Source organism: Streptomyces colwelliae, from assembly GCF_048158785.1.
In the GTDB taxonomy this organism is placed as follows: Bacteria; Actinomycetota; Actinomycetes; order Streptomycetales; family Streptomycetaceae; genus Streptomyces.
On record NZ_JBLTJC010000361.1, the window covers coordinates 1 to 10,249 of the forward strand.

A 10,249-nucleotide genomic window follows, 5' to 3' on the forward strand; every position below is an offset into this window, starting at 1 on the left:
CCCCAACCCCCGCCGAATCCGACTGGCGCCCACGAAGTTTTACGTATAACCTCACCCGTCAATCCCGCCAACAGGAACCTGCACGGAGACCCCCGATGAGTCGCATCGCCCTGGTCACCCTCGTCGTCGACGACTACGACGAGGCGATCCGCTTCTACACCGAAGCCCTCGGCTTCCGCCTCGTCGAGGACGCGCCCCGTCCGGACGGCTCCCGCTGGGTCGTCGTGACGCCGCCCGGCGTGGACGGTTCCGGGACCGGGCTGCTGCTCGCCCGTGCCAAGGGTGAGGATCAGGGTGCCCGGGTCGGTGACCAGACCGGCGGCCGTGTCGGCTTCTTCCTGCACACCGACGACTTCGCCCGCGACCACGCCCGCATGCTCGCCGCGGGCGTGACGTTCCTGGAGGAGCCGCGGCACGAGTCGTACGGTTCCGTCGCCGTCTTCCAGGACCTGTACGGAAACCGCTGGGACCTGCTCCAACCCGCCGCCTGACCCCCGTACCGCCTGCCCTCCCGCTCACCGAACGACGACCGAGGAACGACCGCACATGTCATCTACGCGCATAGACGCCGACACTCTCCGCCGGCTCCCCAAGGCCGTGCTGCACGACCACCTCGACGGCGGCCTGCGCCCCGCCACCGTGGTGGAGCTCGCGGAGGCGGTCGGGCACACGCTGCCCACCACCGACCCGGACGAGCTGGCCGCCTGGTACTTCGACGCCGCCAACTCCGGTGATCTGGTGCGCTACATCGCCACCTTCGAGCACACCCTCGCCGTGATGCAGAACCGCGAGGGCCTGCTGCGCACCGCCGAGGAGTACGTCCTCGACCTGGCGGCCGACGGCGTCGTCTACGGCGAGGTGCGCTACGCCCCCGAGCTGAACACCAACGGCGAACTCACGCTCGCCGAGGTCGTCGAGACCGTCCAGGAGGGGCTCGCGGCCGGTATGGCCAAGGCCGCCGCGGCCGGAACGCCGGTCCAGGTGCGGACGTTGCTGTGCGGGATGCGGATGTTCGACCGGGTCGGTGAGGCCGCCGACCTCGCGGTGGCCTTCCGGGACGCCGGTGTCGTCGGCTTCGACATCGCCGGTGCCGAGGACGGCTTCCCGCCCGCCGACCACCTCGCCGCCTTCGAGCACCTGCGCCGCGAGAGCGTCCCGTTCACCATCCACGCCGGTGAGGCCCACGGCCTGCCCAGCATCCACCAGGCCCTCCAGGTGTGCGGCGCCCAGCGCATCGGCCACGGCGTCCGCATCACCGAGGACATCGTCGACGGCAAGCTCGGCCGCCTCGCGGGCTGGGTGCGGGACCGCCGTATCGCCCTGGAGATGTGCCCGACCTCCAACCTCCAGACGGGCGCGGCCACTTCGATCGCCGAGCACCCCATCACCGCCCTGAAGGACCTCGGCTTCCGCGTCACCCTCAACACCGACAACCGACTGGTGTCCGGTACGACGATGACGCGCGAGATGTCCCTCCTGGTCGAGCAGGCGGGCTGGACGGTCGAGGACCTGCGCACCGTCACGGTGAACGCCCTCAAGAGCGCGTTCATCCCGTACGACGAGCGCAAGGCCCTCATCGAGGACGTCGTCCTGCCGGGTTACGCCTCCGCGCTCTGAAGCAGCCCGCGCACATACGCGGCCTGTCCGACGTGCTCCAGATCGTCGGACAGGACACTGACCAGCCGTACGCCCAGACTGACCGGCGGGTCCCAGCGCTCGTCCACGATCCGCTCGTAGTCCTCCGGGGCCAGCCCGCGGAGATACCCCAGTGTCTGCTCGTGTACGTCGTCGTAGTACCCGGTCAGCTGCCCGGCCGACTCGACCCGCACTTTGCCGACCTTCTCGGAGGTGTGGCCGTACCCGGTGTCCTTGGCCGGCAGATCGAGCCCGAAGCGCTTCTCCCAGCCCTGGGCCAGCCACACCTGGTCGAGGCCCGCGGCCTCGGCGACATGGTCGTCCTGGACGCGGGTGAGATGCCAGATCAGCCAGGCGATCGAATTGGCGTCGGGGGCCAGGCGGGCGTGCAGTTGGTCAGGGGTGAGGCCGTCGAGGGCGGCATGGACTTCTTCCTGGACGCGGCCGTACGCGTCGATGAGGATGTCGTTGGCATGCATACGACCACCATCGCGCATCCCCGTCCGTCATGCGGTCGGAGTACCCGTTTCCAGGAGTGTCATCAGGGCCCGGGCCGCCGGACTGGTGGCCTGCGGGGGCGGGAGCAGCGCCACCGTCTCGTAGACCTCCTCGCCGGGGCCCTTCAGGGGGAGCGCGGTGAGGGCCTCGCGCTTGTGGCGGAAATGCTGGGGGACCACCGCGATACCGAGGTTCTCGTCGACCAGGTCGAGGAGGCTGTGCACGTCGTTGACCTCCAGCGCGACGGTCCGCCGTACGCCCGCGGTGGCGAAGACTGCGTCCGTGGTGCGGCGCGAGGCCCAGTCCGGGTGGAAGTCGACGAAGACCTCGCCGCCGAGGTCGTCCGCGGTGACCGCCGCGCCGGTCTCCGCGAGCCGGTGGCTGGGATGGCACAGCACGGTCATCGGCTCGCTGCTCAGCGATACGGAGCGGAGCTGGTCGGTGTCCGCCTGCGTGCGGTAGGCGAACGCCAGGTCGAGGCGTCCGGCCGCGACCTCCTCCGCCAGCGCGCCCGAACCGGCCTGGCGCAGCCGGATCTCGACGTCGGGATGCCGGCGCCGGAACGCGGCGAGCAGACCCGCCACATGCACCCCGGCGATGCACTGCTCGGTGCCCAGCGACAGCGTGCCGCGCAGCACGCCCTGCACCGCGGCCACCGCCTCGTGCGCGGAACGCACCTGCGCCAGGATGCGCTCCGCCTCGCCGAGCAGCGCCCGCCCGGCCTCCGTGAGCGTGACCCGGCGGGTGGTGCGCACGAACAGCGGGGTCTGCAACTCCCGCTCCAGGGCGCGGATCGACGCCGACAGGCCCGACTGGGACACCATCAGCCGCTCGGCCGCACGGGTGAAGTGCTGGTCCTCGGCGACGGCGATGAAATGCTGGAGATGACGCAGTTCCATGATTGAGAAGCGTAGCCGCTGAATTCCATCGGATTCTTCTGTTGGACCACTGCCCGCAGGTCGGACAGAGTGGGCGACGGTTCTCTGGAACCGGTATCCCGTGTGCCAACCCCTCTGGAGTCGCGTTGTACACCGCACACCCCGACCGTTACGCGGACCTGCCCTACCGGCGCACCGGACGCAGCGGTCTGAAACTCCCCGCGATCTCGCTCGGCCTGTGGCACAACTTCGGGCCCGACCGCCCGGTCGACACCCAGCGCGCCATCCTGCGCCGTGCCTTCGACCTCGGCGTCACCCACTTCGACCTGGCGAACAACTACGGCCCGCCGCCCGGCGCCGCCGAGTCCGCCCTCGGCGAGGCGCTGAAGGCGGACTTCGGGTCGTACCGCGACGAGCTGGTGATCTCCACCAAGGCCGGCTATCTGATGTGGCCCGGCCCCTACGGCGAGTGGGGTTCGCGCAAGTACGTGCTGTCCTCGCTGGACCAGAGCCTGAGCCGGATGGGCCTGGACTACGTCGACATCTTCTACTCGCACCGCCCGGACCCGGAGACTCCCCTGGAGGAGACGATGGGCGCCCTGCACTCCGCGGTCCAGCAGGGCAAGGCGCTCTACGTCGGCATCTCGAACTACTCGGCGGAGCAGACCCGGGAGGCCGCCCGCATCCTCGGCGAGCTGGGCACCCCGCTCCTCATCCACCAGCCGCGCTACTCGATGCTCGACCGCCGCCCCGAGGACGAGGGTCTGCTCGACGCCCTCGACGAACTCCAGGTCGGGTCGATCGTCTTCTCCCCGCTGGAGCAGGGGCTGCTCAGCTCCCGCTACCTCGACGGCATTCCGGAGGGGTCACGGGCGGCGAGCGACAGCCCGTTCCTGAACTCCGACGCGGTCACCGAGGACCTGGTGGGACAGCTCCGCGCCCTCGACGACATCGCCAAGGGGCGCGGTCAGACCCTCGCTCAGCTCGCCCTCGCCTGGGTGCTGCGCGGCGGCCGGGTGACCTCCGCGCTGGTCGGTGCGAGCAGCGCGCAGCAGATCGAGGACAGCGTCGCGGCCACCCGCAACCTGGACTTCGACGCCGACGAACTGGCCGCCATCGACGCGATCCTCAGGCCGTAGGGCACACCCTGGCCGTCAGGCCGTGAGCCGTTCGCTGACCTCCCAGAGACGGGCCGCCGCCTCCGGGTCCACGGCGCGGGACAGCACTCCAGGCACGGTGTCCCCGCCCGTCCAGGCGGCCTCGTTCTCGGGGGCGACCAGCGGGCTGATGTCGACGTTCTCGCAGTAGACCCCGCCGAGGCCGTCGAGCTGCGGGCTGGTCGCGCACCAGACGGTGGTGGCCGCGCCCTGCTGCACGGTCTTCATCTGGCGCTCGGGGTCACGGATGGGCTTGCCCTCGCCGTCGAGCGCGCCCGCGGCCTGGAGCATCGCCGGGTCGATGTGCTTGGCCAGGCCGGTGTCGATGATCAGGCCCGGGTGCACGGCGAACGCCCGGATGCCCTGCGCCTGTCCGCGCCGGTCCACCTCCACGGCGAACAGCGCGTTGGCCGTCTTGGACTGGCCGTAGGCGAGGAACGGCTCGTACTTCCGGTGCTCGAACTGCACGTCGTCGAAGTCGATCCCGGCGAAGCGGATGCCCCGCGACGACAGCACCACGACCCGCGCGCCGTTCGCCGCGACCAGCGCCGGCCACAGCCGGGTGGTCAGCTGGAAGTGCCCGAGGTGGTTGGCGGCGAACTGCGCCTCGTAGCCGCGCGCGTCCCGCGCCAGCGGGGTCGCCATGATCCCGGCGTTGTTCACCAGGAGGTGCAGCGGACGCCCGGAGGCCAGGAACTTCTCCGCGAAGGCGTCGATGGACGCCGGGTCCAGCAGGTCCATGTGCTCGACCTCGGTCCCGGGGAGGACCGCGAGCGCCGTCCTGGCCCGCTCCACGTCCCTCGCGGGTACGACGATCTGCGCGCCGGCGGCGTACAGCACGCGGGCCGTCTCCAGGCCGATGCCGGAGTAGCCACCGGTGACGATCGCGACCTTGCCGGTCAGGTCGATTCCCTTGATCACCTCCTCGGCGGTGGAGGCGGCGCCGAAGCCGGAGTTCAGGGGCTGCTGTGCGGTGGTCATGTCTGTTCTCTCTCTCATCAGCTTGAGCTGTTGAGACCACCGTAGGGCGATGGATCCGTACGATGAATGCTTGAGAATCCGCATTACTTGCGTGATAGTTCGAGCATGACCGTGGATCCTCTGTCCGACGCCCTCGCCGTCGCCGATGCCCGCAGTGTGTTCTCCGGCGGCTTCACGGCCGGCGGTGACTGGGCCATCCAGCTGCGCGGGCGCGACCGGCTGAAGGTGAACGCCGTGGTGCAGGGCGGCTGTCTGCTGGTCCGCGACGGCGGCGAGCCGCTGCGGCTCGGCGAGGGGGACGTCGTGATCTCCGACGGCGGCCGGCCGTACACGCTGTGCAGCCGGCCCGGCGTCGAACCGACCGACTCCGCGGACGTCGTCATGGACCCGGTGACCCGGATGGGGCGCCTCGGGCAGGGTGAGGCGGTGGACGTCGCCTGCGTGTCCGGGCACATCGACCTGAGCCGGGACCGCGGCGATCTGCTGCGGCGGGCGCTGCCGGAGCTCGTGCACGTACGCGCCGACTCGCCCGAGGCCGGTGTACTGCGGTGGCTCATCGGGCAGTTGGCGACCGAGATGCGCACGCGCCCGGCCGGTGTCGAGTTCGTCTCGGCACAGCTCGCGCAGCTGATGTTCGTGCAGGTGCTGCGGGTCTGCCTGACCGACTCGGACGGGCTGCCGCCCGGCTGGCTGCGCGCCCTCGCCGACGAACGGCTCGCCCCCGCGCTGCGCCTGATGCACGGCGACCCGGCCCACCCCTGGCAGCTGGAGGAACTGGCCCGGGCGGCCGCGATGTCCCGCACCACGTTCGCCGTACGGTTCAAGGAGGCGGCCGGCGTGCCGCCCCTGACGTACCTGCTCAACTGGCGTATGAGTCTTGCCGCCCGGGCCCTGCGCCAGGACGCCGCCCCGGTCGGCGCGCTGGCCCGTTCCGTCGGCTACACCTCCGAGAGCGCCTTCAGCAACGCCTTCAAACGGGCGGTCGGGGTGGCGCCGCGGCGGTACCGCGAGGAAGCCCTGGCTAGGAGCTGAGCCGTTCTTCGAGCCGTACGGTGACCTGGTCGCCCGCGCCTTTGTCGATCGCCTTTCGAAGATCGGCTTTCACGGGGAGTTTGTGGGTGCCGTCGCCGAGGGCCATGAACGAACTGCGGAAAGGGTGCCCGTCGATCGTGCCGCGGACCTTGACCAGACCGCGGGTGCCGAAGAAAGCGACGGACTCGGGCCAGATGAGATAGGTCCAGCCGCCGTCGTTCGGGCTTTTGATCAATTCCGCGGTGAATTCCTCGTTCAACGGGGTGCCGGTACTCATGATGTGTCCTCCGCTCGGGGTGGCCTGTTGTACAAGAGACCGTCCCGAGCGGGAGAACTCATCGCGGACGCAAGCCCTCAGGCCCCGGCGGGCACCCGGTCGAGGAAACCGAGCACGGAGCCGATACGGCCGTCCCCGTCCAGCGTGATCACGTCGAAACCGGCGACGGGAGCCGAGCCGTCGGCCTCGCTCACCAGTTCCCAGGCGAAGCGCGCGGTGTCGTGGTGCCCGTCGACGGCCCCCAGCGGACGGAAGGCGAACCCCGGGAACCGCTCGTGCGCCCCGGCGATCAGCCCCGCGATCTCCGTGTGTCCGGTGACTGCCGCCAGCGGGTCGGTGTACGTACCCTCGGCGGACCAGGCGGCGGCGACGGCCTTCGCCAGCGCCTCCGGTTCGCCCGCGTTCCACGCCTCGAAGTAACGGGCGACGGCGCTCTCGTATCGGTCGGTGTTCGCGGACATGGTGAATCAGCCTCCAGCGAGGTCGTTCGTACTGGTCAGGGACCGGATCCCGATGCCTGCCGACCCGGTGACACCACCCTGCCGGGCCGCGCGGGAAGCGTCGATTACCCCTCGGGTAATGACGGCCGGAGAACACCGCAGAACGGGCTCCGAAGCTTTTCGGCCAATAGAGGCTGTGAATATGCCAAGAGAGTGGCTAAAAAGTCGTGGTGACAGTGTTTCAGGAGTGAACATACTCGTCTGCTAGGGCATAACTTCATGAGTGTCAGGGCATAACCGCACGAGGCAAAACCGCCGTCGTGCGCACCTTCTGAGCCACCCGAGCCGCCATCAGAGCCGCATGGAAAGCGAGGCCCGACCGGCAATCGAGACACGCGACGGGGGAGTGATCGTGCACGACGAATTCCTGTGCCATGTCACCGCGTACGGTACCTGCGACGGACAGCGCGTCGGGGTGCCTCTGGGAACCTACCGTGCGCCGACCCTGGCACTCGCCCTGTGGTGGTTACGGGACCGAGCGGTGTGGATGGCCGACCGGCTCGACCCGCAACCGGAGAACCCGCGCTTCCCCCGGGGTGCCCTGGTACCGGTTTCCGACACGGCCCCCGACGTGCCCCGGGCGTTACGCACCTGGTCCCGTGACGTGGGCCAACAGGAGCAGGTCGCCTACGAGTTGGCGGCCGGCCGGCTGGTGCAGATCGCCATCAGCGACGAGACGACCGAGTATGAGCTGCTCGCCGAGTCGGTCGACGCCCTCCGGATGCAGCGGACCGTTCCGGCACTGGTCGTCCCCGTCGCTTGACACCAAACGACATGGGGTGTCTGACACGTGTCGACCATCGCGCACCCCTGACCGCTGGCCGGGCGCACAGGTGAACGAATCGGTAGAATTCAGGGCATGTCAGAGCGGCCGAACGCGCCGACCGCGCCCGAACTCCTCCTGGAGACGGAATCGGGCTCCACGGTCATGACCCCGGGCCGCGACTACCACGTAGGACGCGATCCGCTGAGCGACATCGTCATCGACGACGCCCGGGTCTCCTGGCACCACGCGGTCCTGCGCCCCGAGGCCGACCACTGGACGCTGGAGGACGAGCACAGCACGAACGGCACCTACGCCGACGGCCGCCGCGTCCACGAGTGGGGCGTCGGCCCGGGCAGCGTGATCCGCTTCGGCAATCCGGCCGACGGCCCGCGCGTCGTCCTGGCCGACCGTCCCGCCCCGGCCCCGGAACGCCCCTCGGCCGTGTCCATGCCCGCCTTCACCGGCACCTTCCGGCAACCGACCACCGTACGGCCGCTGCCCAGCCGTACCGTCCGCATCGGCCGGGCCGGCGACAACGACCTCGTCGTCGACGACCTGATCGTCTCCCGCCGTCACGCCGAACTGCGGGCCATGCCGGACGGGACGTACGAGATCGTCGACCTCGGCAGCCACAACGGCACCTACCTCAACGGCCAGCCCGTCGCCCGTGCCCCGATCGGGCCGGGGGACATCGTCGGCATCGGACACTCCGCGTTCTGTCTCGTGGGCGACCAGTTGCAGGAGTACGTCGACACCGGCGAGGTCTCCCTCGACGTACAGGACCTCACCGTCGCTGTCGACCGGGGCCGCAAGGTCCTTCTCGACCAGGTGTCGTTCCCGGTCGGCGAGAAATGTCTGCTCGCCGTCGTCGGACCCAGCGGCGCCGGAAAGTCCACCCTGCTCAACGCGCTCACCGGCCAGCGCCCCGCCGACCGCGGCACCGTCCTCTACGACGGCCGCGACCTCTACCGCGACTACGCCGAACTGCGCCAGCGCATCGGCCTGGTCCCGCAGGACGACATCCTGCACGCCCAACTCACCGTGCACAGCGCCCTGTCCTACGCGGCCGAACTCCGCTTCCCCCAGGACACCGCCAAGGCCGAACGGCAGGCCAGGGTCGACGAGGTCATCCGCGAACTCGGCCTCGAACAGCGCGCCTCGCAGCCCGTGCACAGCCTCTCCGGCGGCCAGCGCAAGCGGGTCAGCGTGGCCCTGGAGCTGCTGACCAAGCCCTCGCTGCTCTTCCTCGACGAACCGACCTCCGGACTCGACCCGGGCATGGACCGCTCGGTGATGCACATGCTGCGCGGCCTCGCCGACGACGGCCGTACCGTCATCGTCGTCACCCACAGCGTCCTCAGCCTCGACGTCTGCGACCGGCTCCTGGTGCTCGCGCCCGGCGGCAAGGTCGCCTACTACGGGCCGCCCGACGACGCCCTCGCCTTCTTCGGCTTCGAGCACTGGCCGGAGGCCTTCGAGGCGTTCGAGCGGGATCAAGAGCGGGACTGGGCGGGGGAGTTCAGGGACTCGCCCTTCCAGCGCCAGTACATCGTCAACTCGACCGCGCAGCCCCACCAGTTGGGTTCGGGTCCGGTCGCCGCTGCTCCGCCGCCGCCCCGGCCCCGCAGCCGTAGCGCACAACTGGGCACCCTGGTCCGCCGCTACACCGCGGCCCTCGCCGCCGACCGGACCTTCCTCGTCATCATGATCGCGCTGCCGTTCGTCATGGGCGCGATGGCCCGCGCGCTCGCCGGGAGCGAGCTGACCCGGGAGACGGCGATGAACGCCCTGCTGATCCTGTGCGTCGGCGGTGTCCTCACCGGCGCGGCCAACGCCGTGCGCGAACTCGTCAAGGAACGCGCGATCTACCGGCGCGAGAGAGCCGTCGGCCTGTCCAGATCGGCGTATCTGCTCTCCAAGGTCGTCGTCCTGGGCGCGATCACCGTGGCGCAGGCCGTGGTGCTCACGCTGGTCGGGCTGTTCGGCGTCGACCTCAACGCGCCCGGTGGCGAAGGGGTGTTGATGCCACCCCTGATCGAAATCACCGTGGCCGTCGCCCTGTTGGCGTTCACCGCGATGATGCTCGGGCTGCTGGTCTCCGCGACGGTGCGCAAGGAGGAGGTGACGATGCCGCTGCTCGTGCTGCTCGCCATCGTCCAAGTGGTCTTCTGCGGCGCCTTGTTGAAACTGCACGGCGTACCCGGCATCGAACAGCTCTCCTGGCTGGTGCCTTCTCGCTGGGCGCTCGGCGGGATGGCCGGCACCATCGGGCTGGCCCGGATCGTGCCGGGCGAGCTGACCGGCGATCCGATGTTCCGGCACTCGGCCGGGGTGTGGCTGCTCAACATGGGCATGCTGGTCGTGCTGTCGCTGCTCTTCGGCTACCTGGTGTCCCGGCTGCTGCGGCGGCACGAACCCGCCGTGATGCGGAAATAGGGGCCGCCACGATGACGACCCCTGGTTTCCGGCCCACGCATGTCGTCCCCGAGCACGGGATGCCCGCCTGGGAGGCCCCGGACCCCGCC

Annotated in this window: 11 protein-coding genes; 6 read left to right on the forward strand and 5 right to left on the reverse strand. The window is 70.1% G+C overall.

What is annotated here, in order from left to right; translation table 11 throughout:
• Nucleotides 1–95 precede the first annotated feature (95 nt).
• Both ACNFOC_RS43635 and ACNFOC_RS43640 read left to right on the forward strand, forming a co-directional pair.
• A complete protein-coding gene (locus ACNFOC_RS43635) occupies nt 96–491 on the forward strand; it encodes a VOC family protein (protein WP_416964557.1) in 396 nt (131 codons plus the stop codon).
• Between the two features lie 55 nt (nt 492–546).
• A complete protein-coding gene (locus tag ACNFOC_RS43640) occupies nt 547–1,617 on the forward strand; it encodes an adenosine deaminase (protein WP_416964558.1) in 1,071 nt (356 codons plus the stop codon).
• Here the strand turns inward: ACNFOC_RS43640 and ACNFOC_RS43645 are convergent.
• Together ACNFOC_RS43645 and ACNFOC_RS43650 are read right to left on the reverse strand one after the other, a co-directional pair.
• The gene (locus ACNFOC_RS43645; protein ID WP_416964559.1) at nt 1,599–2,114 is read right to left on the reverse strand and encodes a mycothiol transferase; all 516 of its coding nucleotides are present in this window, start codon (nt 2,112–2,114) and stop codon (nt 1,599–1,601) included. The two genes, ACNFOC_RS43640 and ACNFOC_RS43645, sit on opposite strands and share 19 nt — an antisense overlap.
• Nucleotides 2,115–2,141: 27 nt before the next feature.
• The gene (locus tag ACNFOC_RS43650) at nt 2,142–3,032 is read right to left on the reverse strand and encodes a LysR family transcriptional regulator (RefSeq protein ID WP_416964560.1); all 891 of its coding nucleotides are present in this window, start codon (nt 3,030–3,032) and stop codon (nt 2,142–2,144) included.
• A gap of 125 nt (nt 3,033–3,157) precedes the next feature.
• Here ACNFOC_RS43650 and ACNFOC_RS43655 point away from each other — a divergent pair, with 125 nt between their 5' ends.
• Nucleotides 3,158–4,150, forward strand: a complete 993-nt coding sequence (locus ACNFOC_RS43655) for an aldo/keto reductase (RefSeq protein WP_416964561.1) — start codon at nt 3,158–3,160, stop codon at nt 4,148–4,150.
• Between the two features lie 15 nt (nt 4,151–4,165).
• Here the strand turns inward: ACNFOC_RS43655 and ACNFOC_RS43660 are convergent, their stop codons facing one another.
• Nucleotides 4,166–5,149, reverse strand: a complete 984-nt coding sequence (locus ACNFOC_RS43660) for an oxidoreductase (RefSeq protein ID WP_416964562.1) — start codon at nt 5,147–5,149, stop codon at nt 4,166–4,168.
• A 105-nt stretch (nt 5,150–5,254) separates the two neighbouring features.
• Here ACNFOC_RS43660 and ACNFOC_RS43665 point away from each other — a divergent pair, with 105 nt between their 5' ends.
• Nucleotides 5,255–6,181 carry an AraC family transcriptional regulator gene (locus tag ACNFOC_RS43665; RefSeq protein WP_416964563.1) on the forward strand — a complete coding sequence of 309 codons (927 nt, stop codon included), beginning with the start codon at nt 5,255–5,257 and terminating at the stop codon, nt 6,179–6,181.
• Here the strand turns inward: ACNFOC_RS43665 and ACNFOC_RS43670 are convergent.
• Entirely contained in the window at nt 6,171–6,458 is a 288-nt protein-coding gene (locus ACNFOC_RS43670; protein ID WP_416964564.1) for a DUF1905 domain-containing protein, read from the reverse strand. The genes ACNFOC_RS43665 and ACNFOC_RS43670 overlap by 11 nt on opposite strands.
• A 77-nt stretch (nt 6,459–6,535) precedes the next feature.
• Entirely contained in the window at nt 6,536–6,919 is a 384-nt protein-coding gene (locus tag ACNFOC_RS43675) for a nuclear transport factor 2 family protein (RefSeq protein WP_416964565.1), read from the reverse strand.
• Between the two features lie 391 nt (nt 6,920–7,310).
• On the opposite strand from ACNFOC_RS43675, the gene ACNFOC_RS43680 reads away from it, so the two are divergent.
• On the forward strand, nt 7,311–7,721 hold the full coding sequence (locus tag ACNFOC_RS43680) for a hypothetical protein (RefSeq protein WP_365306119.1): 411 nt from the start codon (nt 7,311–7,313) through the stop codon (nt 7,719–7,721).
• A gap of 96 nt (nt 7,722–7,817) precedes the next feature.
• Entirely contained in the window at nt 7,818–10,160 is a 2,343-nt protein-coding gene (locus ACNFOC_RS43685) for an ABC transporter ATP-binding protein/permease (protein WP_416964566.1), read from the forward strand.
• The last annotated feature ends 89 nt before the right edge of the window (nt 10,161–10,249 follow it).

What these genes read in the sequence shown, in the direction of transcription:
- ACNFOC_RS43635 (WP_416964557.1), top strand. Translation starts at nt 96, where the DNA reads ATGAGTCGCATCGCCCTGGTCACCCTCGTCGTCGACGACTACGACGAG.
- ACNFOC_RS43640 (WP_416964558.1), top strand. Translation starts at nt 547, where the DNA reads ATGTCATCTACGCGCATAGACGCCGACACTCTCCGCCGGCTCCCCAAG.
- ACNFOC_RS43645 (WP_416964559.1), bottom strand. Translation starts at nt 2,114, where the DNA reads ATGCATGCCAACGACATCCTCATCGACGCGTACGGCCGCGTCCAGGAA.
- ACNFOC_RS43650 (WP_416964560.1), bottom strand. Translation starts at nt 3,032, where the DNA reads ATGGAACTGCGTCATCTCCAGCATTTCATCGCCGTCGCCGAGGACCAG.
- ACNFOC_RS43660 (WP_416964562.1), bottom strand. Translation starts at nt 5,149, where the DNA reads ATGACCACCGCACAGCAGCCCCTGAACTCCGGCTTCGGCGCCGCCTCC.
- ACNFOC_RS43665 (WP_416964563.1), top strand. Translation starts at nt 5,255, where the DNA reads ATGACCGTGGATCCTCTGTCCGACGCCCTCGCCGTCGCCGATGCCCGC.
- ACNFOC_RS43670 (WP_416964564.1), bottom strand. Translation starts at nt 6,458, where the DNA reads ATGAGTACCGGCACCCCGTTGAACGAGGAATTCACCGCGGAATTGATC.
- ACNFOC_RS43675 (WP_416964565.1), bottom strand. Translation starts at nt 6,919, where the DNA reads ATGTCCGCGAACACCGACCGATACGAGAGCGCCGTCGCCCGTTACTTC.
- ACNFOC_RS43685 (WP_416964566.1), top strand. Translation starts at nt 7,818, where the DNA reads ATGTCAGAGCGGCCGAACGCGCCGACCGCGCCCGAACTCCTCCTGGAG.